We start from the raw sequence: 26,513 nt of genomic DNA on the forward strand, positions 1-26,513 counted from the left end.
AGAAAAATGAAAAAACAATATATATATAGATAACGTATAGTTTTCAGACAAATTTTTCCAGTTTTTTGCGTAAAGTGATTTGTTTTTCTTTGGAGTCCCTTTATTTTCGGGGCTTCCGAGAGGAATGACTTTTAAGTCAAGTGAACTGGGATTTTTCAGTAAAAATCAGCTTAACCCCTGTATTCATTGGCCTTAACCACTAAATATCACTTGAAAACCAAAGTGAGCATGATACCTGAAAAAGTCAAATACCATGCTCATAATTTTAATAAAAAATAATCTTCGCCAAAAAAGCATCCATTAAATCATAGCCTGCATGCTCACTATTGAGGCTATCGGATAGGCCAGCGGCATTAATAAAGCTTTCGAACACCTTGACCAACTCATTTTTCGTAAAGCCCGTTCCTACTTTATCCGAGCAAGGCATTAGAAAAGACCTTCTGGGATTGCTTGTGATAAACACCCTTCCTTCATCGAAAGCATCTGCAATAGCTTCAATAAGCAAGGGCTGGGTTTTAGCCCGACCCAAGGAGCCGTCGATATTGGTTTTTTTTAGGTAGGTCTCCACCTCCTTAAAAATCTCAACGCTGGTCTTACCCAATTGCCTAGCTCGCTGGTGCTCCCTTGCGATGGTGACCATTTGCCCGTGCATTACAGAAGGGTCGATTCCTCGCCTTTGTGCGGGTTCTGAAAGATGTTCGTGCTTTACGAAATCATTATTAAGGTATAAACCTCCGTGTCTTCTGACTGAGTATGTATTTCCTGCCTTCAATTGTCTTTTAAAATATCTATTTATCGAATCTTGCATAATTGTTGTCTTTATTGACTTTATTAGTGAATCGGTTTTTTTTCCGTCTTTGCTTTGCCCAAAGCCTTGATTTATTTTCTGGCATGTTTAGGATTACCTTTCTGTAGAACATACTAAAGCGTCAATAGGTTCGTGAATCCTGTTAGCAAATCTGACACGTCTTTCTTAGCCGTCAAGCGCCCAGCAACGGAACTTTCATCTATAATCTGCTGTAAGAATGGTAGCAGAACTTTGGTCGATAGCTCTGTACAGCCAAATCGATTGTCCGAGCATTCTATAAGGACGTTCTTATCTTTATCACGAGTGAAGCCAAGTCTAATACCTTCTTTTGCCGTTGCTAGAGCTAGCGCCTCAAGTATATCAGCTTTCTTTGCAGTGGCCTTTTCGTATACTAATGTAGCAGTGGAAGCCTTTTCGACCAGCTTATCCAAATACCAATCCGAAGACTTCAGCTTTTTCTGTTCGTTCGAGTAACGAGCCCCACTATCACCAAGGTTCCATAGAAATGCGTTCGTATCAGGTTCCGTACCTTCTGAGTCATTTAGGGATTTTCCCATGCCAGACCAGTTGAATAACCTTTCCGCTGCCTTATCGAACAACTCAAAATATTCGGGTGTTATCTTGATGGTTTGAGCTTCAATTTCCAGTATTAATAAACCCTCACCGTCTCGACCCCAAACAACATCACTTTCCAACGATGACCTGTGGGCGGCATCGCCGATATGAGACAACAGTACGCTTGCGTTCCAGTTGGGGTTAAGTCCCAAGTCGGATTCCTTGGGAAGATTTGCGGTTAGGCTTTTCACAGCATTCTTGATGGTGCCAATTTTCTCTTGTTCTTTTTCCGTTTCGGTAGGTAAATTCATCGCTAGGGCATTGATTGCATTTTCACGAAGCTTTTTCTGGTGTTCAATTGCTAGGATACGGGCCTCTGGGTTGACCAGGCGTATTTTGCTTCCGGTGGCACGCTTCACGATTTTACCTCTAAGTATTAAGGTCTTCTGAGCCTTGACTTTGGGCTGCTTTGGAGATTGGCCGAAGAAAGCCACTGCTTTTTGAAATGTGTTTTTTACTGTCATTATTTATTTTTTAAGGGTTAATTAAATTGTATCAAGGTAATCCAGTGTTGCGGGCGAGAAGAGCTTGTTAGAGTACTCTATGACCATTTCAAGGACAGCCCCATAATTATTTAAATCGCTATTCAGTATATCACTGTATACCAATTCTTTAGCATCTCTGATATCAATTACTACAAAATCGGTCAATCCCCTGTTATATAGGTATTCGAGTTTGTTAGGCTCAGCACTACGGAAAATTCCGATGCTTTCGAGGTATTGCAGCCAACCCAGATACATGGGAACTATTTCATCGTTTTGAATTCTATAGATTTTCTCTATGTTTTTGGTATTACTCATTTCTATTTTTTAATTCGTTTATGAATAAATCAGCGAGGTCGTCGCCTTCTTTAAGGTTATACTCATTTGCGTTTTCTTCGAGGTACTTGCTTACCTTGATACCCTTGAAGCCTTTTAAGTATCTGGTTTTTTTAGCCCAGACTTCTGTCGCCCCAAGGTCAGGGAACAGGAATAGTTCCCTGCCTCTCAAGTGTTTACAGCGCTCATTGGATAGCATACCTAGTGAACCCGTCGCCAGCCAAATGAATTTCGACATGAAGTGTGAGCATACTAGGGCCGTTTTTTCAGACTCGACCAACGCGATAGGCTTATCGTTTCCAACTATCAAATGAGAACCAAAATAGACTTGTTCCAAATTCATGTCAGGGAATAACCTCTTTTCGAAGGCCCAGCGCTGGGAACCCAACATCTTAGACCTCTTACCGTTGTTTGGGTTGTACCGCATTTCCTTTATGCGGTGAAGCCTTCCTTTCGCGTCGATTTGCGGGAACGAAACCAGCCCATTGTATATAGTACTGGTGCCGAGCTTATATCGTTCCTTCAGCACTTTCAGGCCTTCAATTCCGATAAGTCCGCCGAGCCAAGTAAAGAAGTGGTTTTCCTTAGAGTTTATCATTCGCTCTTCCAGTTCGCTCATCGGCAAGTAATCTATTGGCTTGACAGGTTCGGGAACGAAACATGGGACACCTTTGCCTTTTGAATCTGGGCGATTATGAAAACCACACTTCATAATCCGGTCGCACTTACCAAACTCGGAAGGGAAGACCTCCAATGTTTCCGAGTCCCGGTAAAGGGTAAGCGCCTTAGCCCTTCCGCATTTCGGGCACCTCACCTTGCTATTCGGCTTGTATGGAAGGAATTCTACCATATTTTCAAGCTCTTTACGCTCCCGTTCTCGGCTATGTCCATACTCTTAGACCCAGATATATTTATAGCCTCTTCCAACCGCGAAAGGAAAACGTTTTTACCTATCGGCGACTTGCTGATGTACTTACTGCGAGAATAATCGATGTAGGTATCGGCAAATGATGAGTAACCGTCCGAAACGTAGTTTTCCAGCCATTCCATTAGGTCTATCATTCCGGGTTTCCCTAGGATTCTTTTACGCTTGCTAGATTCAGACTCTGGAACCTTTGGAAACCCATTTTTCAAGTACTGGGCTACAGCTAAAAGCATGTAGGAATCAAATGCGGCCCATTCGGTTTCATCCCACTGGTCAAAGAGTAGCTTCCCATAGTGCTTGTCTGGTGTGTTACTGGCATTCCAAAACGAGCTAAATTCTACAAGTCGCAGTCTTCGGTTTCCGTGACCAGCTTCATCATCAAGGCTGTAATTCGTTGATGCCAAGAGCTTTGGTGATTCGGAAAAAGGATATACCGCTACTGGGGTGTTTTTGGCGTTTATTTCAAGGCTTTCTGTTATCATGTTGTAAAGTATATCATGCTTGAAGTTTGGCTTCAGGTCGGATAATACAAGAACTTGTGTATCTTGGTTCACCATCGAAAATTTAAAGGGGTCGGAAGCGCTGTACTGCCTCATGTCCTTAAAGGCTGTATTCACTATTTTGGATATACCTACACCTGTAAGCCCTTTGCCAGCTCCACCTCCCTTATTTGAGTCCTCGACAGCTTCACCAAACAGCACTAGGAAGGCCTTAGACGGGTCTTTATAAGCGTGCAACGTATAGCCTAAAGCTGCATTTAAATTTGCTACAAGCTCATCCGTACTACCAGCAGCCTTGTAAACGAAGTCGGCCCAATCTGTACCTTCGGGTTCAACTAGTTCGAAATCCCTATCGATTACCTGAGTATCCCAGATAAAACCGTCCATGGATTCATAAGGCTTAACCACAATATCCACTTCGGAAACCTCTACCAAACCATTACGATAAAAGAAATAACCGACCGACTCGGTTGAGGCGACCCAAGGAAATTCGACCAGCGGCAAGAATTCAAGTAACCCCTTGACTTTGAAAAGCCTAGCTTCATTAGCCATCACCATTGATAGGATGTCGTTTTTAGTAGCTCCGTCATCCGACACGTCAGGGAAGCGCTGAATGTTCTTCTGCACAATTCTCTTCAGGTCTGAGATATCTATTTTAGACACTATTCCCTTTTCATGAATAACCAGTTCACGGCTAGAGGACTCGAAACACACTCCAAGAGATTCGAGATACGATATGAAACCAAGTGTGTCAGGCAGAACGACGTATTTGTTAGCGTCTTTCTGGTTGCGCTTAATCTTCCAAAATTGGTTCTTAGGCGGTTCGTAGATTTCGTTCTGAACGTCTTCTACAATCTTTAGTAAAGACCCCAATTAGGCTGATAATTTTTGAAGCTTGATACCTAGCATGTCGCCAATACTTTTGATATCCGAATATCTGTAGGACTTGCTACGGCCCAACGTTTTTGACGGTTGTATATCGGCCTCTTTGATGTAGCCTAGTACAACGGCGTGACTTCTGTTTAACAAGTGACATGCGTCTTTCATTGTCACATTCTCAGGTGGGGTAGGATTGAGTAGTTTCTCTATCTTCTCACGCAAAGTAACCGTAAGTTCGATGGCCTGATTCTGTTTCTTCAATAGCGTCTGATTCTCCCTCCTTAGGTTTTTCACTTCTTTTAATATTTCACTCATGCTGATAACTTTTTTTTAGATTCATCATTAGCTTCCGGCCAGAAAACTTTTTTGCAATCTACTTCGCTTTAATGCCTCTCTAGGTTACTTTTATTTACAGTTGTTTGCAGCATTAAAATTTTTTGATTAAAAAATGATATTCGATTCATTTTATTTAATTCCGCAAAGAAATAGAGCTATAGGAGATTACATAGACTTAGTTATTCGGAGTTATCGAGTGAGCATAAAAAACCCCCACTTTTTTTAATTAGTGAGGGTTCGGGGAATCAGTACCTAAATATTTTTATGTCACAAAAGCTCTTTGTATTCGGAAATCAGAGCATCCCAACCAGCTAAGACAATATCCGCTAGTTTTTCAGGGTCTTCATGTCCGAATACATCTATATTCTCGCCATGATAGAAGCCGTCGAGATGGGGGTGAAGCTCGGTCAAATCAAATCTATCCAGCACTTTAAACTGCATGAGGTACAAATTGATAATCGAATCTACCATTTTGGATTTCATGGCGACTTCCCATTGATTGCCATCGCGCCCCCTAGCGTTCAGAATTATGTCCATTCCATTTTCGACCCGACGTTGTGCAAGACTTTCTACTAATAAATTCTTGACTATCTTCCTTAAATTCTTTCTTTTTAATCTCATAACCCTATATTTGACCGTTCATTAATATTTCGCTGTTACTTCCTGACTTCACACCTAGAATCTTATTAATCCTTACCAAAAGAGCGGGAGTAAGCTCAATAGGATACGATTTCATCTTTTTAAACTCCTGTTTTTTAGATATTTGCATTTTAATTTTGTTTTGCTCACATCTTGTACTATCTCAGACGTAGCCCTGGTCGGGGGAGGGGCGTACCCACAACCTGGGGAAATCTCTTTGTCCCACAATGGCGTTTTATTTTTGGATGAACTCCCGGAATTTAAAAGAGGGGTTCTGGAAGTCATGCGACAACCCTTGGAAGATCGTGAGGTAACCATTTCCCGTGCGCGTTTTACGGTGACCTACCCCAGTAGTTTTATGCTAGTAGCCAGTATGAATCCTAGTCCTGGTGGCTACTTCAATGACCCTGATGCTCCTGTAACCTCCTCTCCAGCTGAAATGCAACGCTATTTAAGCAAGATTTCCGGTCCTTTATTGGATCGTATCGACATTCACATCGAAGTCACGCCCGTGCCCTTTGAAAAGCTTTCCGATGACCGTAAGGGCGAACAGAGTTCCGCCATTCGACAACGGGTGACCGCGGCTCGTGAACTACAGTCCCAACGATTTACCGGCTTGGATAAGGTACATTACAATGCCCAAATGAATACCAAGCAGATTCGTGAATTCTGTAAGCTGGACGATGCCTCAAAAGAAATGCTTAAAAATGCCATGGAGCGTTTAAATCTTTCTGCCCGTGCTTATGACCGGATTCTAAAGGTCGCACGAACCATTGCGGATTTGGAAAAAGTGAGCGAAGTAAACGGTAATCATATCGCCGAGGCGATTCAGTATCGGAGCTTGGATCGCGAGGGGTGGTTGGGGTAGGTTTTGAGATACATAGGGGACCAACAGTTGCAAACTGACGGTAGCGGGGCGTCGGAGGTCAATAACTAATAATTCTAGGTTTAAACCATATCAGATTCAACTTAAACAAATAGTTGTCTACATGGCAAAAAGGGTCCAATAAATGTTCTTTTTACAGTACTCTTCAGAACATAGGCAATGCTCCTTGGGTGGTGTCGTAGCTTCTTATAAGTTACTATACACTATACACTTCATGGCGTTTCGTTATTTATGTTTAGATAAAACCCCCAGTTTTTCACCCATTAATATATGCTGATATGATTGACCATCCTCTTGCATCGGGGCTTCCAAACTGAAAGTAACTCCATCTTGAAAAATCATTATAAAGTCTGATCCACCAAAGGCAAAATGTCCAAGCATATCACCTTTTTTTACACTTGTGCCGGGGATAACATTTTTTTCAAAATTTACCGAGCTTACTGCTCCCATCCCAATTGGCATTAAGGCGACAAGTCCGTATTCATTAGTTTCAAGGATAACACATCCTCTGGTCTCAATAGATTGCCATCCCGTTTTGGCGCTTGGATTAAAGGCATATCGATTGTTTTCATTATCCCACCAGAGTTGTCCGCCCGGAGGGTTGATACCTGGTATAATTCTAGCCTCTTTTATGGTGCCGCTCATAGGGAAATGATATCTGTGATAGTCATTAACATTGAGGAAGGAATGGGTAAATGTGCCATTAGAAAATGCGTCTTTGTACTGACTATCATCACCGATAAGTTTTGATATAGATTTAAGTGTAGCAGACTTTACTGGAACCCCTCCTTCATCCATTAGATATGAGTTGCCATCGATGTCCCATACGCCCTGCGGTTCTGAGTCAGCAAATGACACCACTACAGAATCTAAATCTGGACTTGCAACAGGTCTCATGTCAGGAGACTTAAGGTATCTGGCAAAGAATTGGTTAAAAGTCTTCCAGTTTGCCGGATCTTCATACCAACCGTTTCGCAGACCGAAATTGGGGTCATTTAATGCCATTTGATAATGTTCTTCATTCCAAGATTCTTCAGTATCCAAAAAAGACCCCCATGATTTACTGAAAGTGACCAGCCATTTGGCAAATGGTTCATAATACTGCAAGGCGTTGTTCACCAATCCTTGACCCTCCAACTCTGGAAGTGGTTGATCGATTAAAAAATAAAACGCGCAAAGACCCTGAAAGATATTATCAAATATTTCTGGGTATTCTTCTTTTTTAACGATGGCCCAAGGCATTGTTGTTTCTGTCCATGTAACGAACCTATAATATTCCTCAAGGTTTTGAGCAGGATTTGTATTCCTGTCGGGATTAATTTCTTTTGCCTTCTCCAGTGAAGAAACAAGCAATGATTTTAGTTTAGGGTCATTATCTAAAAGGACTATTAACTCCTTTGTTGCTTCACCATATTCAATATTTTTTTCGGGAGAATCACAGGAGAAAACACCAATGATGGTCAATAGTGTAAGTAAGAGATTTCTATAATGTTTCACTTTAATTGTTTTTTGTGTTGGTTAATGAACCCCAAAGGGCTCGGCTATTCGTATTTGCGGTTAGCATCTATTGTTGTGCGTTCTTGCTTTTATTCAGATTTGTGTACTTCAAGTTCGATTTCGACCATAAATTCCGGTAATGCCAATCCTTTTACTTCAAGCCAAGAACCAGTTGGGAATCCATTTTTATAAATTTCAGCTCGATATGCTGATTTTTCTAGCATTTGTGCCATATCAGTTGTGAAAATATCTTCTTTTATTACATCGTCAAATGTGCAACCAAAGTGTTTTAATATTTTTTCCAAATCAGCATAACAGTTTTTCATCTGCTGTTCTATATCGCCAACCGCAGTTGGGTTTCCGTCATCGTCCATACTTACCGCTCCTGAAATTTTAATGCTATTTCCAATTTTCACAGCATGGGAATATCCGTAAGCTTTCTCCACTTCTGGTCTTAACAGAAAATATTCAGGTTTATCAGATTCAACGATTACTTCTTTTTCCACTTCTTTAGTTTCTTTCTTTTCTTTTTGTTCACAACTTTGGATTCCAAAAGCCAATGTAAAAAGTGCTGCGAGTAAAGTCAGTCGGTTGGTTTTTATTTTCATGATTTAGATTATTTAGTGCCTATTTTTTTTTGCTTTCGTTATTTTTTACAATTCTTTCAAACGGTTAGTTATTAACTCCAGTATTATTTCAATTTCTTTATTCAATGGGTCGTAAAATGCCTGATTAGTGACATTTGAGCTAGACTGATATAAAACGATTTGATTTAAGAAAGGTAATGAGTTTAGCATAGATTTTATTCCTGTACTTTCAAAAGTGGTATTTACATATGATTTTCTGATTCCTAAATCTGCATAAACTCTTTCCATATTTCCTTCATTTATCATTTGTTTAATAGCTATGATTCGGTAATCGAGAACTTCTTTCTCTTGTTGTTTAATTTCATCAATCTTGCTTTGTAATCCCGCCAATTTATGTTTTAACTTGTTGTTTAGGATAAGTTTTAACTGACCAGAGCTTATAATTTCAGTAAGAACGCCAGTTTCAGGCTCAAAATTTATTTCTTTACCAAAGGTTTCACTACCATAAATTGCTATTGTTTGCTCTGAAATAGTGTCTTTAGATGTACTACTAAAGGATTGAATCATCTTTTCTGCGCCTGAAATATTTTGATTATTTTGCTGTATAACTTCTTGAATTTTAGTTTTATTTTTTGAAAATTCTTCCTGAAGTGCTAGAAGGTTCTGTTTCTCTGTTTTTCTATCTTGTTGTGTAATATTCCAATTGTTAATTTGTAACGCAATAAGAATCCCAATAACAACAAGTACAATCTCTCCAATGGCATAAATCAGATACTTACTGAATTTATTTTCAGAGAGTAGTTTTTGACGGATTTTCCCAAAGAATTTAAGCATTATGATTTCGACATTTAGAATTGAGTAACTCAATCATGGATAAGATTTCATTTTTGAGCCTTGTTAAAAGCTGTCTACTTCTTGAATTGACCGCTAAATAAAATATCGCATCATTCATCATATTTTTTCTAATTTCTTTAGTAAAATTGATTTCTGATTTGAGCGATTGGTATTTGACTTTTGTAGTATCTATTGCATTAAAATCTTCTATTAATTTTATCCATCCAGAACTTATTAAATCTTCACTTTCAAAAAATCGTTTATCTGTAATTGCATTTCCATTACTTTCTATAACAGCACTTGTATTTGCCAGAGTTTTGTAATAGGCTGCTAATTGATTTTTTATAGATAAATCCTTAATAATATTTAAGTTTCCACTCGATTTAATATCTTCAAAAGCATCGGTTGTAGCTCTGGTATCTCTAATGGAGTATTTTATAGATTTTAGAACAAGTGGTGCTATGCTGTCCAAAGACATTGAATCGTCTTGCAACCTCTGGATTAGGGTGTTATTTACGTCTATTTTTTCGTTTAAGAGAACAACATAATCGTTATAGTTTATTAAATCTTGATTAACATCTTCCAATAATCTACAATAATATTGCTGTTCTAATTTTCTATCCTTCTTGTCTTGGTTCCAACCATCTATTTTAAGGGCAATCAAAATACCAATGACAACCAAAATGATTTCACCAATGCCATAGACCAGATACTTTGAAAAACGATTTTCTTCAAGCAATTTTTGCCGGATACGGCGGAAGAATTTGATCATAAGAGAATAGTTGGTTCCTCTAAAGATATGACTTTATGAAGTTAATGGATTTAAATAATGGGGTTGATAGTCTCATCAACGCGCGGTTAGGAAAGCTAGGGGTAGTATTGTCAGTTCTTATTAAACCGAAGATGCGGGGATAGAGCTATTATGTTCTCAATCTCTATCTATTGTAATGTATATTGTTTTTTAAATTGGCTATTTTAAGCGATACTTTTGTTACAATAGGAGACTTTTCCTATATGGGTCCCATTTGTGGTCTTTTTTATATGTTCCAGAAATTCAGGTTTTAAGAGACTACGATTTTATCCATTAACCGATGATAATGCTCGACCAAAATCAATTAATACGTAGACCACTGCATTTGATAGAATCTCAGATGTGGCCTTGGTTGGGGGAGGGGCATACCCACAATCAGGGGAAATCTCTTTGTTTCACAATGGCGTTTTATTTTTGGATGAACTCCCGGAATTTAAGAGAGGGTTCTGGAAGTCAATGGAAATCATATTGCCGAGACGATTCAATATAAGAGTTTGGATCGAGAAGGGTGGTTGGTCTAGGTTTTGAGATACATACCAACAGTTGCAAACTGGCGGTAGCGGGGGAGCACATACCACATAGCGGAGCATTTGAAGAAAATAAGTTCAGACTTAGCCCCCATTTTATTTTCTGTTTTCCCCTATCCAATTTTTAAATTTTGCAAGGTCACCGTCCATACTCAATTCATCAACCAAGTATGGAGTATTCTGCAATGCCGTTATTTTCCATTCCCCTTCCTCCAGCTTTTTTAAGACCAAAAGGGGAACGGCAGCCGGTTGGGAGGCAACAGTTTCCCCCACAACATGAATCGCCCCTGAGCAATGTGCCAGTGCAATATCTGCACTCAAAAAATTGATTTTTACTGGTCGTAGGGCCCAGACTGTATTGGCATAAAATCGGTCGAATATGAAATCATGTCCTTCTGCTATCGCCTTTCTGCTCTGAATATGCATGCCAAACAACACGGTAAAATCCGCTTCTTCAGTAAAGGCCGAGGCAAATTTTTTACCACTGCCCTGTTTCCAACCTTCGACAAGGACACTTATGGTCTTTTTGATTTTTTCCTCTTCTATCTTTTCGTTGGCAATCTGTGCCGTCAAATTAAAAGACACGAAAAAAACCAGTATCAATATCTTGAATTTCATTGAAGTCTTTTTTAATTCGGGGCTATATCCCCTGATAGATTATTTGAAAACGTATTTCCTGTTTCGGACAAGGAATTACCTCCCTGTACAAAATCAATGCCCCATCCGCCACTGTCCTTAACCGTACTGTTCTCGACGGTCAAATTGCCGCTGCAATGGATTACGATGTTGCCTTGTCCTCCCGCATTGTACAATTGCTTGGAACCACCCCCGGAAATCTCACAGTAGGTAAACAGGTTGGCGCTGGTACTGGAATTTATGCCGATACCCAACCACGTGCCTTGACCTTCCGCAGCCCCTCGGAAAACGATGGGTTCTTCTGTGGTTCCCTGAGCATTTAAAGATCCCGTGGTGGGAATACAGTCCACTCCCGGACTACCCAGGACCAGGCCAGCACCGGTTTCAAACTCCAAAATGGTTCCGGCTTGTATGGTAATGGCCCTTTCCACATAGGTCTCTCGACCGGACTCCTCCGTTTCGATTCGATAGGGCACTTCTAGTTTTTTGATGGTAAGGTCAGCTTCGGTCACGGCATCCCCTTCGACCTGAATGTAAGCTCTTCCATTTCCTTCCGCATACGATGTAGCAGCATCCAACTGATTCACTTGTGGCAAGTGCATCCAAAGTGGGGCCAATTCGTTGTTCACGATCGTATTTTCCAAAAAGTCTTCCAGCTCCGCATCCTCGTCCAGCATATAGATTCCAAATTCGCTGCTATCCGTAATTGAGGAATTTTGGATGGTCACCTTACTATCACACTGCAACGTAATGTTTGCGGCAAAATCGGCGCCGTTATACATTTTGCCGCTTCCTCCACCCGAAATGGAACAGTATATCAAATTATTATTTGGACTAGCTGAATTAAAGCCAATTCCCAGCCAAGTGCCCTTTCCGGGGGTTACTCCTTTAAACGTTATTGGGCTGTCCATAGTTCCTGTGGCATTTAAAGAACCTGACGTATCTGCACAATCAGAAGACTGTTCCCCCAGTCGAAATCCCGCACCGTTGGTAAACTCTAAAGTAGTACCGGCAGCAATGTTCAAGGCATTCTTGATATTGTATTTTTTACTTTCCACGAATCTATAAGGAACGTTTAAAAGTGGCATATCCACCATATCATTTTCGATTTCGTTTTCCCGCACCTCGACATAATTTTTCGCATTCCCAAGGTAATCCGATGCTGCATCCAAAGCTCCCATCTGATTAAAATATAAACCGACCGGAGCTTCCTCATTGTCCGCAATCGTATTTCCGGAAAACTCTTTCAGATTACTTTCATCCGTAAGGAAAAAGCCATATCCATCGTTATTGGTAATGATGCAGTTGACGATTGCCGCCGATGAATCCTCATCCTTTGACAACTGAACGGCCCCTTTCTCTCCCGATTGGCCCGAAGCCGAACGACCCGCATGCATCACTATAACGTTTTCCAGGCGGTTTTCAGGATGGGTGGAACCGAAATAGATTCCTTTCCATACCCCTTTGTTATCCGAAGTGCCCAAAAACCGTATAGCATCGGTCGCGGTACCTATTGCCTTTACCCCACCGCCTTCACTGGTAAAAATGCCGCTATTTTCTCCCTCAAAAGCAATGACCACCCCCGGCTCTATGGTCAACAGTGCATTGCCCTTAACCAAAACCTCACATTGTACCACATAATCGATTTCATTGCCCGGCACCAAGTCTTCCCAAGTAGTATTTTTCTCTATCATGGTCTGGTCGCACAATGAGGCATTGGCTGTAATCACTGTAAAAGAAGGTCCTACAGTGCTTTCTCTATCAATTGCGACAGAAACTGTTCCAGAAGTCGCATTTTCTGGCACATTGACTACCAACTGTGTTGCCGAGGCCGAAGTAACTGTAGCTGTCGTGCCATTGAAGGCCACCTCGTTCTGGTTGTTGGTACTGCTGAAATTGGTGCCCGTTATCGTCACCGCTGTACCAACTACCCCACTGGTGGGGGCGATTGCTGTTATGGAGGGTTTCAAGTTTACCGGTTCATCATCCGCAATAGGTTCATTGTCCCCATCCTTGCTGCAACTTATTGCTGTGCAAGATGTTACTATGATGAGTATAAGCAACCTAAATGAATACTCATACTTTTTTAGAAATAGCGTTTTCATGATCTGTGGTGTTTTAATAGTGAAGGGGGACTTTTGTTAAGTACCAAAGTTATATTTCGACTCGACTAGGTGCTGACACTGCAGTTCCGAAATGTGCAACAGGGGTATCGAATAATGTACCGAGTGATCGTTTTTAATCAGTCTTAACAAAAAAAATCAATAGGAGGAAGGGGAAACACCGTACAATGCCTTGAAGCATTTTGCAAAGTAGGAAAGGTTGTTAAACCCAACCTGATAGGCTATTTGAGTTACGGTGTCCGACTTTTGTGAGAGCAATTGAGCGGCCCTTTTCAACCGGAAATTACGGAGTAGTTCTCCCGGGGTCTCATTGGTCAGGGCCTTTGTTTTTCGGTGCAGTTGGGTTTTGCTCATGGCCAGTTCCTGTTGCATTTGGGGTACTCCAAAATTGGCATCGGTGTGCTGTTCTTCAAAAAGGTTCAATACCTTCTCCATAAATTTTCGATCCAGCGAGGTCGTTGTGATTTTTTTCGGAGCTATGGTACGCTCACTTTTTTGGTAATACGCTTGAAGGTGCTGTCTTTGGTCGATAAGGTTCCTTGCCCTGGCCAAAAGTTCCTTGGCGCTAAAGGGCTTGGTCAAATATGCATCGGCTCCAGTCTCCAGTCCTTCGATTTTATTCGCCTCACCTGCCCGGGCAGTCAACATAATTATGGGAATGTGGCTCGTGTCGAGGTTAGTTTTCAACCTATTGCAAAGTTCCAGACCGTCCATCTTCGGCATCATCAAATCGGTCACAATCAGGTCCGGTGCGTCCGAGCTTGCCAATTTCAGTCCCTGTTCCCCATTTTTTGCTTCGATGACCCGATAGTTTTTCAACAGCTGGACATTAATGAACTGGCGCATGTCCTCATTATCCTCTACCACCAATATTTTGGGGACTTCGCGATCATCGGTTTTGGGAAACTCGAAAGACCTGGGCCCCGTAGACTCTTTTTGGTTTTTTTGCTTAGCCTCTTTGGGTTGCTTTTGAAACGTTTTGATTTTTTCCATGGGAATCTGAACCGTAAAATAAGTGCCCTTGCCCGCTTCGCTGGATACCGTAATGGTGCCATCCATCAATTTCACCAAATCTTTGGAAAGCGATAAACCAATTCCCGAACCTTCCCTGTCTTTTGTGATGCTACTGTCCACTTGATAGAAGCGGTCAAAAATAAAGGGCAATTTGTCTTCCTCGATGCCCCGCCCGCAATCGGAGACTTGGATTATCAATTCTTCTGATTCGTAAGCTGCTTCAAAAGATACCTGTTCGCCATCCCCAGTGAATTTAAAGGCGTTGCTCAACAAGTTATAGACTACTTTTTCAAGTTTATCGCGGTCAAAGGATGCCCATAAAATTTCATTGGGCACTTTGACCCGATAGTCCATATTTCGCTGTGCCGCATGGGAGTTGAAGGAGGCTGCTGCGGTACGTAGGCATTTGAATACATTGCCTTCTGTGGATCTTAGCTTTAGCTTGCCCTCGTCAATCCTTGAAAGGTCCAACAACTGATTGACCAGTCCCAATACTTTATTGGTATTGCGCCGAATCATTTTAATGTCTTCCCTCTCGAGTTTTTCTTCCGGGTTTTGTTCCAAATGCTCAATGGGACCTTGAATCAGGGTCAATGGCGTTCTGAATTCGTGGGAGATATTGGCAAAAAAATCGGATTTTAACTGGTTCAACTCTTGGAGTTCCCTGTTGGACTTTTGTTTGATTCGGAATTGGTTATACAGAAGGGCGGCCAATAAAAGGATAAGTAAGGCAACGATGATTATACCGTTACGTTCGTTCTTTCTTTTTCCCAACTGTAGCGCCTGAAGTTCTTTTTCAGAGGCCAGCAAGGCGATTTCCTGGGTTTTTTGCTCGTTTTGGTACTTTGCCTCGATTTCCTCAGCGAGATCCCGTTTTTCCAGATTATAGAAACTGTCCCGCAATGTCTCAAAGTTGATCCTTAGATTATAGGCCCTTTTATGGTTTGCTTTCGCATAATTGACTTCCGACAAAGTTTTGTAACCATCCATCTCGGTCAAATTTGCCCCTATGGCTTGGGCTATTTCTACTGCTTTGCTTGAAAACACCTCTGAGCTATCGAGTTGTTTGAAATAGAGGAACTCTTGTCCTAAAGATTGACTTGCCATGGCCATGTTGATGGAGTCATCTATTCCTCTCGCGATCGACAATGATTGCCGATAGTTTTCGATGGCCTCATTCGATTCTTTTTTATCCGAATAAATGTTTCCTATATTTTGATATACCTGTGACATCTCCCTAGTACTGCCCATCTTTCTATAAATCCCAAGTGCACTTTGATATTGCCTTAACGCGTCATCGAGTTTGCCTTGATTTCTAAAGACAATGCCCATGTTTTTCACAACAAAGGCCCGGCCTGGCAAAAAATCGAATTTCTTGAAGAGACTATCACTTTTTGTGTAATACTCGATTGACTCCTTAAAATTTTTTAGTTTTTGATGGATCAGCCCGATATTGGCCAGGTTGATGCCCGCGTTTTTTTCATTACCAATACGGGTGTTCATTTTTGAGGCTTCGGTGTAAGCCTCCATGGCCTTTTTATATTCCCCTCGTTCATTGTAAACGTTTCCCAAATTGTTGAAGGAACTGGCAACACCCTCAAAATCTTCAATCTCCTTGGCGAAGTCAATATTTGATTTAAGGTATTCTTCGCCTTTTTCGAGATTTCCCTTTCTGGTATGGGCATTGCCCAATCCGATTAGAGAGGTACTCCTGCCATCGTCGAATTTTATCTGTTCGGCTAGCGTGAGGGCTTTTTGGTAATATACTATGGCAGAGTCGTTGTTGGATTGGTCGGTCAAAATATCCCCCAATTGGTTAAGGGTCTTTACCTCATATTTTTTATCCTTGATCTTTGAAGAGAGTAGCATCGCTACTTGAAGGTGTCCCTCTGCTTCTTTTGGGTTTTCGTAGCGATATTCATCAGCCAGACGCAATAAGATATTGACCCTTGAGGAATCCACTTTTTCAATATTGAGCACGTGTTCTAGGCTATCAATTTTTGATTGCGCACAAACTTTTCCAATACAAAATATCAGTATGATAAGTAATAGTCTGGCCATCCTTAAATTTAAGAATAATCTTTTTCCCAAAACATTACTTAAGAGAAAGTGGATTCATCTAGCGAAAATTTTATTTGTGTATCCTAAATATTCCTAGTTATTAACTAAAATCTGTGTTTTTAATCGGCGGATCTAAAAAAAATGGGGGCAGAAGAAAAATACCGTTTTAAAAAAGGTTCCTTTTATGGGGTTATAGATTTATTAAGGTTAGTGCTTTTCCTTCACTTGCCCAATTTCAGTATACGAATCGCACCTTGAATTACCAAAACAAAAACAATTGTCCCTATAATCAAATCAGGTTTACTAGAACTCAACCAATTAACTAAAACTCCAGCGCTTATAATACCTAAGTTAATAATCACATCATTCGAGGTAAAAATCATACTAGCCTTCATATGTGCCTCTTCTTTACTTTTTGACTTCTGTAAAATATACAGACAAATTCCGTTTGCGATAAGAGCAAAAATCGAAACTACAATCATTGTCGAAAAATCCGGAAGTTTCTCGTCTCCGAAAAATCTCCTTAAAACTTCTACAAATCCTATAAAAGCAAGTGTGATTTGAAAATATCCGCCAAGTTTTGCAATCCGCTTTTTCCTAATTAACGTTCCGCCAACCGCAAAAAGACTAATCCCATAAACGAAACTATCTGCAAGCATATCCAGACTATCGGCTACAAGCACCATTGATTTTGAAATAATTCCTGTTGTCATTTCGATAATGAAAAAAGCAAAATTGATTAGAAGTACGGACCAGAGTAGCTTTTTTTGGTTCGTATTCTCTTCAAAATCCGTTTGGTCGGTCGGCTCCGTGGAGATTTTCCTTCCACCTAAATCTAGCTGGATAATAGACTTTTCGATTTGGTCGATTTCTCCGTTGTGAAAAACGGTCAATTTTCGATTCTCAATATCAAAATCTAAATTTGCAATACTTGAAATTCCGTCCAAATTCATTCGTATGAGATTTTCCTCAGACGGACAATCCATTTTGCTAATTTCGAATATTGTTTTTTGCATTCCTCTAAACTAAAACATAATTCTAATTGATAGGTATAGTTCTATAAAACGGTTAGTTGAAAGAGCCAATGGAGAAAATTGTTTGAGTCCTATAATATGTTCTTCTTAAGCCGCACACTTCTTATTCTTTTTGTGCTATGTTAAAGGCCTCTTAAGGCCTACTCTTCAAAAAAGCTTATTAACCAAAATACCATTATCCATAGTATATCGAAAGAATTAAGGTAGCAATTGATTCATTCAAATCGCCAAGAAACCAAACCAAATAATATGTTTAACAATAAAAAAATGGGTTTTATCCATTTTTTTCAAAGGTTTAGCTGAATTTATAGTAGAGCATTTATACTGCTATAATATCTTTTGGGAAAATAAATCTCTGAAGTAGTATTATACGCCTATCACAATCCTGTTATGTAAATAGATAATATATTCAACAAAGTCAAATGAATAAACCCTATCACCTCATATTTGTATTTTTTTTTACCATATTTAGTTCAGCTCAAAAAGAAAAGAAAGTAGATGATTTGAAAGTGGGCCTTGTACTAAGCGGCGGTGGAGCAAAGGGACTTGCCCACATTGGAGCGCTTAAAATTATTGAAGAAGCAGGCGTACAAATTGATTATATAGGAGGCACCAGCATGGGGGCTATTATAGGCGGATTGTATGCAGCTGGGTACTCAGCATCAGAGCTTGATTCTATTTTTAGTGTCACAGACTTAGGTGTTTTGATACAAGACAACCTTCCGAGGAATGCAAAAACTTTTTATGAAAAAGAAGACTCCGAAAGATATGCGGTAACCCTACCCTTCAATAATTTTAAAATTTCAGTGCCATCAGCCTTTTCGGGTGGTCAGAATATTTATAATGAGTTGGCTAGGTTGTTATACCATGTTAGAAATACTAAAGATTTCGATCAATTGCCAATTCCTTTCGTTTGTATTGCAACGGATATTGAGAGTGGCAATGAAGTTGTTTTAAAAAAAGGATACCTACCAGAAGCCATTATGGCAAGTGGCACATTACCATCACTCTTTGCGCCGGCTGAAATTGATGACCAAATATTAATTGATGGTGGTGTGGTTAATAACTATCCTTTGGAAGAAGTTTATAAAATGGGGGCCAATGTTATCATTGGGGTTGATGTGCAACATGGATTATCTGACCGTGAGTCCTTATCCTCATTTACGGAAATACTCTTACAAATAAACAACTTTGATGCCGTTGACTACATGAAAGAAAAATCAAAAAAGACAACTATTTACATCAAACCTCCTATGGAAGATTATTCAGTATTGGATTTTGCCAAGAACGATACAATAATAGGATTGGGGCAAACTGCAGCGAAGAAATTATTCGAAGATTTAAAATCCGTATCAAATCCAGAAAATAAATTACAAACTCAGGTTACCTTTCTCAAGCCCGATGACAAAATGATAATAAATGACTTGTCTTTTCTGGGAGATAAAGTAAATCATTCCAAAAAATACATCATGGGAAAATTAAAGTTTAAACTTGGTGATAGTATCACTTTTAAGGAGTTACAACATGGAATAAATAATCTGGTCGCTACTCGTAATTTTGAAAATATTCGCTATCGCTTACATTCAATTGATAATGTTGAAGAACTTCAGTTAAACTTGAAGGAAAGTAAGAACAAGAGCTTTATACGTTTTGGAGCACATTATGATGAACTTTACAGGAGTGCTGTACTCGTAAACTTTACCCAAAAAGATGTATTTACCCAAGATGGATTACTGTCTTTTGATTTTATTATTGGGGATAGACTTAGGTATGAAATGGAATATTACATTGATAAAGGGACGAACTGGAGTTTTGGGCTAAATTCAAGGCTCAACGAATTTGAAAAAGATATCCCCTATAACATTCTCTTGAATAATTATGAAGTACCCAACGTTGAAGGGGTAAACAATATAAATTTGGTTGTTACCGATTTTACCAACCAACTCTATTTAACATCCAAATTGGGTGAAGAACTTGGTATTACGCTAGGTGCGGAGCATAAGTCTTTAAGGTATAGTACAGAGACAATATCAGAAGTACCAAATGAGAACGAAAATTCTGAAATTGAATTTTCGGTGGATGATGACGATCGTCTTTTATTCGAAAAAAGCAATTATTTGAGTACTTTCGCGCAACTTAAATTAGACACGTATGATGACATATACTTCCCTTCTAAAGGAGTATATTTTGATAGCGATATCCATCTTTATCTCCTTGCATCTGACTTCAGTGATGATTTCTCCGAATTTGCAATAGCTAAAGCCCAATTGGGGCTGGCTATGCCGATAACACGAAATCTATCCGTTAACTTTGAATTAGGGGGAGGATTTAAAATCGGAACATCTGACGTCAACTCTTTTGACTTCGTCTTGGGGGGGTATGGTAATAATCTTATCAATAATTTCGTGCCTTTCTTTGGGTATGATTTCTTGAGCATCCCAGGAAATAGTTATTGGAAGTCAAGCACCACTATGGATTTTGAATTCACAAAAAAAAATCATCTTATTTTTTCCGGAAATTTCGCTAAAGTGGGTGATAACCTATACAGAGAAGGTGATTTGTTTAAAGGCCCTGTATTATCAGGATTTGGGGTGGGCTATGGTTTCGAATCTTTTTTAGGGCCTATAAAAATTATGTACTCCGCAAAAGAAATTGAAGAAGGCGAACTATTTGTAAGTATCGGATACTGGTTTTAAAAGTTTCTTTTGGACCATAAATACGTATAATTCCTTTTTGGATGTCGTTTTTCTTAAAAGATGACCAAAACAATTAATCAATAGATTGAATAGAATCTTACAAAGTTCCACCTCGAATATATTGGGTATTTTTAAGTATTGGCAACTATATATTAGTAGTAGTCTTACTTCCAAAAATGCCATTTTCCATAGTCATCTTTAAAGAATAAAGCGACTATGGACTCGTCAGAGTTGTCAAAGCTGATTTTTATTTTTTTAATTTTTCTTCCTTTTTTTTGGGAACTACGTAGTACTTGGATCTCGCCTGATTTATTAATTTGATCACTAGTCCATTCTTGTCTATTATCATCAGAATTTTGGTCGAGAAATAAAATTACTTGTTGTTCAGCTACTAAGGCATCTTCATCTGTCAAAGTGCTTTTTTCGCCAATAACAAAATTACCTATCTCTATTGCGGCATCAAAAGGTGAAGAAAGGATACCGCCAATAAAACCCATTGAAGCATCTCTTGCGGCTTTATTTGCAACTTTGTCGGCATTTGCAACAACTATATGGGCTTGCCCCATGTAACTTGAGATAGAATCACTAATTGTATTCACAGCTAGCATTATTTCGGGAATTTGTGCATTAATTGAATCTACTCTAAGGAGTGATTCATTTATAGCTAAAGTGGTTCTGTCGATCGTATTGATAACCTTGGGGACTTGCCTGTTTATCGAATCCATTCGTTCCAGTACACCCGGTATTTGGGCACGGACTAGACCAAATTCTTGAAGAATATTTGGTATTGTAGTACTTCTCAAACCATTGGTTTCAGTTAAAATAAAGGGTATTTTCGTCTGAATACTATCTATTCCATTCGTTACCGAAGGAATTATATGCAGAATGTCAGGAATGCTTTTTGTTGTTATAGTATCTATTCTTTGGTTAACAAGGGAAACTTGGTTTATAATTTCAGGAATATTTCTGTTCACCGATACTAAAGAATTCGAAAGTTTTACAATCGAATATGCCAAAAACATTAGAGATAAACCAAGCCAAAATAGTAATAAGTTCTTGAAATTTATTTTCATTAGTTAGAGTAATTTTTGTCAAAATATTTAGCAAACAAATAGTTTCAACATAAAACCAAATATTCAGTAAAAAGCATCTGAAATTTTAGGTTTCTCCGTCTAACCACTTTTTAAATTTTCCGATTTTTTCGATTGCCACCAAAATGAGGTTTGGGTCATTTAGGTTCTTGGGCACAAGTTCTATTTTTATACGTGATTGTGAAACATAGTACATTTGGCCTATGCTTTTTAAATTAATTAAGTATTTCCTGTTTATCCGAAAAAATTCTGAAGGGTTCAGTTTATTTTCAAGTTCTTTTAGATTCATATCCAAGTAAAACCTTTTACCGGATTTCATCATGACGAACGTTACCTTGTCCTCGACAAAAAAATAACCTATATCCTTTACTTCAATACTTTCCAGACGATTATTTTGCTTTATTACAAATCTCTCTTTGTATGAAATTTGCTTTGAAAAAACATTTTGGATAACTTCCTTTTCAATGTCATTCTCTGAAGAAGTATGATATTCTTTAAACTTACTAAGAGCCATTGCCAATTCCTCCCTTTTAATGGGTTTTAAAAGATAGGACACACTATTTCTCTCAAATGCTCTAATAGCGAATTCGGAATATGCGGTAGTGAATATTATCGGTGTTTTATTAGTAATACGTTCAAATATTTCAAATGAATTTCCGTCCGATAGATAAATGTCCAAAAATATCAAATTCACTTCTTGATTGTTCAAAAATGTAATGGTCTCTTCAATGGACTGTGTTCTTCCTTTGATTTGGATTTCACTATCCATTTCAGATAGCAGTAATTGCAATCTTTCAGCTGCTAAAGGCTCGTCTTCAACTATCAGCGTATTAATCATCTATTTCATTTTTTATCATTGGTATCTTGACAAGATAATGTTCATTTTTGATATCAAAGATTGGTTTTCGAGACTGAATTACCTCTAATTGGTTCTTCAGATTTTCAGTGCCGATACCAAAGGAATCATTCCTGCTATGGCTCTTATTCTTTGCTTGAAGGTTGTTCTGAACGACCACATAATCGGCATCATTAAAAATTTTAATGACCAAAGGGTTCTTTGCCTCCACCCTATTGTGTTTAATTGCATTTTCTACCAACAACTGAAGGCTCATAGGGGGAACTAGGAAATCCTTATAAGCCTCTTCAACCTCTTCATGATATATCAGCGCTCCACTGAATCTTATCTGTTGCAATCCTACATAAGACGCGATCATTTTCAGTTCCTTTCTCAAACTCACCACGACTTCATCAGCCTGTGAAAGGTTATAACGATATATGTTGGAGAGTTCTTCCACAAAGTTTTCTGCTTTCCTTTGGTCAATGGAAATCAAACTTATCAGACCGTTGAAACTGTTGAACAAAAAGTGAGGGTTCAATTGTCTCCTTAATGACAGGTATTTGGCAATCACCTTTTCTTTTTCATGTCGGGACAATTGAATTTCGATATGGTGTTTGTGCTCTACTGTGGAAATAAAATTCTCCAGAAAATAGACCAATAATACGGCCACTATACTTGCAGCGAGCACTGCAAAGAAAATAACATCGAAAAAAACACTATCCACATCATCATTGAACAACCAGTCTCCTAAAGCTTTAATCATAAATGTTATCAATAAAACCTTTAATACGATTACCTGGACCAGATTTCTCTTACCTACTTTAGAATCACTTTCAAAGCGTTCAGAAAAATACCCCCTCTTATAAAGAAATTTTCTTGTAAGATATACCCCGCCCAACAAAAACATGATAAGTGGAAATACAATGACCGTTTCGTAGATAGCTTCGTCTAAGCTATTGCTTTCAATTTCTGTTAGAAAATTGAAAAAGCAAATCAGAAAGCTTATCAACGCATAAAAATATATCCTACTTTTTTTAAACATTTGGTCTATTCAATGATTTCTATAGTTACCTCTTGAACATCAACGGCATAGAAATACCCCAATGCTCTATTACTTGGATTGTCGATATTCAACATATTCCCTCTTATCGATGCTGGTGGCGGATTACCAATAAAGGACAATCCTTGGTTTCCCGTCTGGTTAAAGAGTTCCACCAAATAACCAAAATAATCATTGGTAATGCCCAACTGTTGTGCCGTAGCAATGTCGCCTAGCTCAAATACTGCTTCCTCATTGGGGTTCACCCCGGTACGCAACTGTCCATTAAAGAATTCATCACTTTCCACTAGGGTAAGGCCATTCCCTGGATCTGGAACAATAACGAACTCCCCATTTCTAAAGACCCGATAATAGTAAAAATTCTCCTCATCTTCAGGGTCTTGACTATCAAATTTAACGAAATACCCCTCTTCTGTAAATTCAGTCTCTTCTTCAAATTCTGAATAAACACCCACAAAAGGAACTACTTCGTTAAGGCTATCGGTTCCTAAATAGGTTTCCCCGTTCCATACAATCGTAATGGTATACTCCGCATTCAAGTTGGTAGGGATACTGGAATTTGAATATATACCATTTCTAACATGTGCAAATTCATAGTCGGTATCACCATCGTTGACAACTACTTCTGCATCGGTAATGGGCGTAGGGTCTTCAGTGTCCAAAAACCCAATAGTCGAAGACAATCGAATCTGCTGTTCCGCCAAGGGCGATATGGTGTTTCTTTCAATACCCCCGTCCAGAACCAAACGGGGTTCTCCTCCATTCAGAGTAATATCTTCAGTCACGACGGTTTCGCAGCCAACAATCCAAGTGGTCAATAGCACAAATAATAATGTTCTTAAGTATGTTTTAGTCTTCATTTTGATTAAAATTTAAATTGATAAGTAACGCTTGGTACAATTCCGAAGTAAGATAATTTCACCGCCTCGGTCTCTCCCGTTGCCAATTCGACGTTATTTACCTCACCCAGTTCCCTAAAGAAAATAGAAGCGGCATTTTGTCTATTGTAGGCATTTGCTAGGCTGAATATCCATTTCCCCTTCTTACCAGGCTTTGGGTTCAAAGTTGCCGAAAGGTCTAGGCGATGATATGCCGGGAGCCTGTCACCATTACGGTTTTGGTAATCTGCAACGACCAAACCATTTTGCTCGTACTGTCCCGTTGGGTAAGTTACCGGTTTTCCTGAACCAAAAACAAAGTTCCCACCAAAGTCCCAACGATCGTTCAGTTTATAGAACGCAACCAAATTGAGTTCATGAAGCTGGTCATTATTAGCAGGATAGAACTCATTATTGTTGATGCCAAGTACCTGACGTTCACTTCTAGCCAAAGTATAGCTTAACCACCCTGTTAGTTTCCCTTCATTTTTGTTTACTTGAAGTTCCAATCCAAATGCACGTCCATCTCCCTGCGCAACCTGAGTCTCAATGTTTTCGGTAAATAACAAGTCTGCGCCATCTATAAAATCGGTAACGTCATTCATGTCTTTATAGTAAACCTCTACATTCATATCATATGCACCTTCCTTGAAATTTCTAAAATAACCCAAGGCAACTTGGTCTGCGTATTGGGGTTTTAAGAAACTACCACTTGGTGCCCATACATCTAAGGGTGTAGCTGAAGTAGTATTCGATATCAAGTGCAGGTACTGATAGGTACGGTTGTAACTCATTTTTAACGAGTTGTCGTCATTTAGTAAATAACGTGCAGAAAAGCGCGGTTCAAGATTAAAGAAATTCTTGATACTTTTTCCTGAACCAAAAGCGGTTTCACCTATAACTGGATTTTCCACATAAAGATTCTGTTCGGGAATATAGGTCAACGGGCTACCATTTTCATAGGTTGGAATGACATCACTGCCCATACGATTGAAATACGAAAGTCTTGATCCGTAGCGTATACTAAGTTTATCTGAAAGCTCCCGCTTAAAATCTATATAACCAGCACCTTCAGTAGCAAATTTTTCCTTGAATTTTTGCGGATTGATGGCAGACCCATTCAATGGACTGATTTCACCCGGTTGAAAATTATAATAGGTATAGTCGATACCTGCTGTCAAAGTGTTCTTAGAATTGATGAACCAAGTTAACTTAGGCTTTACGTTAAAATTCAAGATATTCGAATTCCATCTGAACTCAGACCCAGAACGAAGGTTATCTAAGTTATAATCATAGTTGCTGAATATTGCTGAAGTCTGCAAGAACAACTTATCGTTAAGTACACTTGTCCATCGTAAGGTACCTGAAGCATTGCCCCAAAAAGTCCCCAAAAAGTTATCGAGCTCAAAACGGTCCCTACCGAAATATCCCGAAAGAAATATTCGATTGTTCTCGTTGATGTTATAATTGGCCTTTAAGTTGAAATCATAGAAGAATAAAGTAGTATCTTCAAAATCACTGGAAAGAGGGGCGAACAAGTCGATATAAGAGCGTCTCCCTGCAAGCATGTAACTGCCTCTTCCTTCTTCCTTGTCTCCTTTAAAAATAGGACCTTCTATCAAAGCCTTACTTGAAATAAGCCCAATACCTAGCTCTCCACCAAATTTTTTGATGTTTCCCTCACGTTGCTTTACATCGAGCACTGATGACAAACGACCTCCATAAATAGAGGGTATACCCCCTTTATAGAGCTTCACATCCTTTATAGCGCTTGTGTTGAATACAGAAAAGAAACCGAATAAATGGGAAGCATTATAAATTGTTCCTTCGTCCAAGAGGATAAGGTTTTGATCGGCAGAGCCACCCCTTACATTAATCCCCGAGGAAGCATCGTTTACGCTTGAGACCCCAGGTAATAATTGTATAGACCGCAATAGATCGGGCTCCCCAAGTACGGCCGGTAGCTTTTTAATTGTTTCGGCCTTGACGGAGACCACGCTCATTTCAGTAGACCTTACGTCTTTGGCTACGCTTTTCGAAGTAACCACGACCTCGTCTAATTGTGCGGCATCCTCGGTCATCTCAAAATTGATTTTGAGATTAGCGTTCAAGTCGATCTCCTTGACCACTTCTTGAAAACCCAAATAACTTACTACTACCTGATAAGTACCCTCAGGAAGTGTTATTGAATAAAAACCATAGTCATTAGTGACTGTTCCGCTAGATGACCCAACAAGGACATTAACTCCGAACAGTTCCTCGCCAGTGGCCTGTTCTTTAACATAGCCACTTAAAGTATAACTTTTTTGTGCATTACTCGCAAAAGCAATTAACATGATGATAACGAAACTGTATCTTTTCATAAGATTAGATTGAATTTAATTTGGGACAAATCTATTTTATGAAAGGACAAAAGATTT

21 protein-coding genes and 3 pseudogenes are annotated in these 26,513 nt (G+C 39.2%); 3 read left to right on the forward strand and 21 right to left on the reverse strand.

What is annotated here, in order from left to right; all coding sequences use genetic code 11:
• Positions 1–265 precede the first annotated feature (265 nt).
• The 8 genes and pseudogenes from ACKWCA_RS11560 to ACKWCA_RS11595 form a co-directional block, all read right to left on the reverse strand.
• Positions 266–808, reverse strand: a complete 543-nt coding sequence (locus tag ACKWCA_RS11560) for a hypothetical protein (RefSeq protein WP_413978357.1) — start codon at positions 806–808, stop codon at positions 266–268.
• 113 nt (positions 809–921) lie between these two features.
• Positions 922–1,887: a hypothetical protein gene (locus ACKWCA_RS11565; protein WP_413978358.1), complete on the reverse strand. Its 966-nt coding sequence runs from the start codon at positions 1,885–1,887 to the stop codon at positions 922–924.
• 21 nt (positions 1,888–1,908) lie between these two features.
• The gene (locus ACKWCA_RS11570) at positions 1,909–2,223 is read right to left on the reverse strand and encodes a hypothetical protein (protein WP_413978359.1); all 315 of its coding nucleotides are present in this window, start codon (positions 2,221–2,223) and stop codon (positions 1,909–1,911) included.
• On the reverse strand, positions 2,216–2,860 hold the full coding sequence (locus ACKWCA_RS11575; protein WP_413978902.1) for a DUF6371 domain-containing protein: 645 nt from the start codon (positions 2,858–2,860) through the stop codon (positions 2,216–2,218). Before ACKWCA_RS11575 ends, ACKWCA_RS11570 begins: the two co-directional genes overlap by 8 nt.
• Positions 2,861–2,932: 72 nt before the next feature.
• Positions 2,933–3,091: pseudogene (locus tag ACKWCA_RS11580) on the reverse strand (PG0870-related protein); the annotation flags it as partial.
• Positions 3,085–4,539: a hypothetical protein gene (locus ACKWCA_RS11585; RefSeq protein WP_413978360.1), complete on the reverse strand. Its 1,455-nt coding sequence runs from the start codon at positions 4,537–4,539 to the stop codon at positions 3,085–3,087. The gene ACKWCA_RS11585 and the pseudogene ACKWCA_RS11580, both read right to left, overlap by 7 nt.
• The gene (locus ACKWCA_RS11590) at positions 4,540–4,860 is read right to left on the reverse strand and encodes a hypothetical protein (protein WP_413978361.1); all 321 of its coding nucleotides are present in this window, start codon (positions 4,858–4,860) and stop codon (positions 4,540–4,542) included.
• A gap of 288 nt (positions 4,861–5,148) precedes the next feature.
• A complete protein-coding gene (locus ACKWCA_RS11595; RefSeq protein ID WP_413978362.1) occupies positions 5,149–5,502 on the reverse strand; it encodes a hypothetical protein in 354 nt (117 codons plus the stop codon).
• Between the two features lie 175 nt (positions 5,503–5,677).
• Here ACKWCA_RS11595 and ACKWCA_RS11600 point away from each other — a divergent pair.
• Positions 5,678–6,388: pseudogene (locus tag ACKWCA_RS11600) on the forward strand (YifB family Mg chelatase-like AAA ATPase); the annotation flags it as partial.
• A 243-nt stretch (positions 6,389–6,631) separates the two neighbouring features.
• Here ACKWCA_RS11600 and ACKWCA_RS11605 read toward each other — a convergent pair.
• The 4 genes from ACKWCA_RS11605 to ACKWCA_RS11620 form a co-directional block, all read right to left on the reverse strand.
• Complete coding sequence (locus tag ACKWCA_RS11605; RefSeq protein ID WP_413978363.1) at positions 6,632–7,903, reverse strand: phosphatidylserine decarboxylase; 1,272 nt, start codon at positions 7,901–7,903, stop codon at positions 6,632–6,634.
• Positions 7,904–7,992: 89 nt separating this feature from the next.
• Entirely contained in the window at positions 7,993–8,511 is a 519-nt protein-coding gene (locus ACKWCA_RS11610; RefSeq protein ID WP_413978364.1) for a RidA family protein, read from the reverse strand.
• A 45-nt stretch (positions 8,512–8,556) separates the two neighbouring features.
• Positions 8,557–9,324: a DUF6090 family protein gene (locus tag ACKWCA_RS11615; protein WP_413978365.1), complete on the reverse strand. Its 768-nt coding sequence runs from the start codon at positions 9,322–9,324 to the stop codon at positions 8,557–8,559.
• The gene (locus ACKWCA_RS11620) at positions 9,317–10,096 is read right to left on the reverse strand and encodes a DUF6090 family protein (protein ID WP_377767074.1); all 780 of its coding nucleotides are present in this window, start codon (positions 10,094–10,096) and stop codon (positions 9,317–9,319) included. The genes ACKWCA_RS11615 and ACKWCA_RS11620 overlap by 8 nt, the downstream gene beginning before the upstream one ends.
• 372 nt (positions 10,097–10,468) lie before the next feature.
• Between ACKWCA_RS11620 and ACKWCA_RS11625 the strand changes: the two are divergent.
• Positions 10,469–10,594 (forward strand): annotated as a pseudogene (locus ACKWCA_RS11625) (ATP-binding protein); the annotation flags it as partial.
• A 164-nt stretch (positions 10,595–10,758) separates the two neighbouring features.
• Here ACKWCA_RS11625 and ACKWCA_RS11630 read toward each other — a convergent pair.
• From ACKWCA_RS11630 to ACKWCA_RS11645, 4 genes are all read right to left on the reverse strand, one after another.
• Complete coding sequence (locus ACKWCA_RS11630) at positions 10,759–11,280, reverse strand: SgcJ/EcaC family oxidoreductase (RefSeq protein ID WP_413978366.1); 522 nt, start codon at positions 11,278–11,280, stop codon at positions 10,759–10,761.
• An 11-nt stretch (positions 11,281–11,291) separates the two neighbouring features.
• Positions 11,292–13,403 (reverse strand): IPT/TIG domain-containing protein, encoded by a 2,112-nt coding sequence (locus tag ACKWCA_RS11635; RefSeq protein WP_413978367.1) that lies wholly within the window; start codon positions 13,401–13,403, stop codon positions 11,292–11,294.
• Positions 13,404–13,559: 156 nt separating this feature from the next.
• A complete protein-coding gene (locus tag ACKWCA_RS11640; RefSeq protein ID WP_413978368.1) occupies positions 13,560–16,496 on the reverse strand; it encodes a hybrid sensor histidine kinase/response regulator transcription factor in 2,937 nt (978 codons plus the stop codon).
• A gap of 221 nt (positions 16,497–16,717) precedes the next feature.
• Entirely contained in the window at positions 16,718–17,512 is a 795-nt protein-coding gene (locus tag ACKWCA_RS11645; protein ID WP_413978369.1) for a cation transporter, read from the reverse strand.
• 440 nt (positions 17,513–17,952) lie between these two features.
• On the opposite strand from ACKWCA_RS11645, the gene ACKWCA_RS11650 reads away from it, so the two are divergent.
• On the forward strand, positions 17,953–20,226 hold the full coding sequence (locus tag ACKWCA_RS11650) for a patatin-like phospholipase family protein (RefSeq protein WP_413978370.1): 2,274 nt from the start codon (positions 17,953–17,955) through the stop codon (positions 20,224–20,226).
• A 164-nt stretch (positions 20,227–20,390) separates the two neighbouring features.
• On the opposite strand, the gene ACKWCA_RS11655 is transcribed toward ACKWCA_RS11650, so the two are convergent.
• The 5 genes from ACKWCA_RS11655 to ACKWCA_RS11675 form a co-directional block, all read right to left on the reverse strand.
• Positions 20,391–21,299 carry a hypothetical protein gene (locus ACKWCA_RS11655; protein WP_413978371.1) on the reverse strand — a complete coding sequence of 303 codons (909 nt, stop codon included), beginning with the start codon at positions 21,297–21,299 and terminating at the stop codon, positions 20,391–20,393.
• Positions 21,300–21,384: 85 nt separating this feature from the next.
• Positions 21,385–22,155, reverse strand: a complete 771-nt coding sequence (locus tag ACKWCA_RS11660; protein WP_413978372.1) for a LytR/AlgR family response regulator transcription factor — start codon at positions 22,153–22,155, stop codon at positions 21,385–21,387.
• On the reverse strand, positions 22,148–22,918 hold the full coding sequence (locus ACKWCA_RS11665; RefSeq protein WP_413978373.1) for a sensor histidine kinase: 771 nt from the start codon (positions 22,916–22,918) through the stop codon (positions 22,148–22,150). The genes ACKWCA_RS11660 and ACKWCA_RS11665 overlap by 8 nt, the downstream gene beginning before the upstream one ends.
• Before the next feature lie 284 nt (positions 22,919–23,202).
• Positions 23,203–24,075: a DUF4249 domain-containing protein gene (locus tag ACKWCA_RS11670; protein WP_413978374.1), complete on the reverse strand. Its 873-nt coding sequence runs from the start codon at positions 24,073–24,075 to the stop codon at positions 23,203–23,205.
• A gap of 5 nt (positions 24,076–24,080) precedes the next feature.
• A complete protein-coding gene (locus ACKWCA_RS11675) occupies positions 24,081–26,456 on the reverse strand; it encodes a TonB-dependent receptor (protein WP_413978375.1) in 2,376 nt (791 codons plus the stop codon).
• Positions 26,457–26,513: the final 57 nt, after the last annotated feature.

The sequence above is a fragment of the Maribacter corallii genome, from assembly GCF_047345415.1.
Classification (GTDB): Bacteria; Bacteroidota; Bacteroidia; order Flavobacteriales; family Flavobacteriaceae; genus Maribacter_C.

Coding starts and splice junctions, on each gene's coding strand:
- ACKWCA_RS11635 (WP_413978367.1), bottom strand. CDS start 13,403: ATGAAAACGCTATTTCTAAAAAAGTATGAGTATTCATTTAGGTTGCTT.
- ACKWCA_RS11660 (WP_413978372.1), bottom strand. CDS start 22,155: ATGATTAATACGCTGATAGTTGAAGACGAGCCTTTAGCAGCTGAAAGA.
- ACKWCA_RS11675 (WP_413978375.1), bottom strand. CDS start 26,456: ATGAAAAGATACAGTTTCGTTATCATCATGTTAATTGCTTTTGCGAGT.
- ACKWCA_RS11655 (WP_413978371.1), bottom strand. CDS start 21,299: ATGAAAATAAATTTCAAGAACTTATTACTATTTTGGCTTGGTTTATCT.
- ACKWCA_RS11595 (WP_413978362.1), bottom strand. CDS start 5,502: ATGAGATTAAAAAGAAAGAATTTAAGGAAGATAGTCAAGAATTTATTA.
- ACKWCA_RS11610 (WP_413978364.1), bottom strand. CDS start 8,511: ATGAAAATAAAAACCAACCGACTGACTTTACTCGCAGCACTTTTTACA.
- ACKWCA_RS11640 (WP_413978368.1), bottom strand. CDS start 16,496: ATGGCCAGACTATTACTTATCATACTGATATTTTGTATTGGAAAAGTT.
- ACKWCA_RS11665 (WP_413978373.1), bottom strand. CDS start 22,918: ATGATTAAAGCTTTAGGAGACTGGTTGTTCAATGATGATGTGGATAGT.
- ACKWCA_RS11650 (WP_413978370.1), top strand. CDS start 17,953: ATGAATAAACCCTATCACCTCATATTTGTATTTTTTTTTACCATATTT.
- ACKWCA_RS11645 (WP_413978369.1), bottom strand. CDS start 17,512: ATGCAAAAAACAATATTCGAAATTAGCAAAATGGATTGTCCGTCTGAG.
- ACKWCA_RS11565 (WP_413978358.1), bottom strand. CDS start 1,887: ATGACAGTAAAAAACACATTTCAAAAAGCAGTGGCTTTCTTCGGCCAA.
- ACKWCA_RS11575 (WP_413978902.1), bottom strand. CDS start 2,860: ATGAGCGAACTGGAAGAGCGAATGATAAACTCTAAGGAAAACCACTTC.
- ACKWCA_RS11630 (WP_413978366.1), bottom strand. CDS start 11,280: ATGAAATTCAAGATATTGATACTGGTTTTTTTCGTGTCTTTTAATTTG.
- ACKWCA_RS11560 (WP_413978357.1), bottom strand. CDS start 808: ATGCAAGATTCGATAAATAGATATTTTAAAAGACAATTGAAGGCAGGA.
- ACKWCA_RS11590 (WP_413978361.1), bottom strand. CDS start 4,860: ATGAGTGAAATATTAAAAGAAGTGAAAAACCTAAGGAGGGAGAATCAG.
- ACKWCA_RS11615 (WP_413978365.1), bottom strand. CDS start 9,324: ATGCTTAAATTCTTTGGGAAAATCCGTCAAAAACTACTCTCTGAAAAT.
- ACKWCA_RS11620 (WP_377767074.1), bottom strand. CDS start 10,096: ATGATCAAATTCTTCCGCCGTATCCGGCAAAAATTGCTTGAAGAAAAT.
- ACKWCA_RS11570 (WP_413978359.1), bottom strand. CDS start 2,223: ATGAGTAATACCAAAAACATAGAGAAAATCTATAGAATTCAAAACGAT.
- ACKWCA_RS11670 (WP_413978374.1), bottom strand. CDS start 24,075: ATGAAGACTAAAACATACTTAAGAACATTATTATTTGTGCTATTGACC.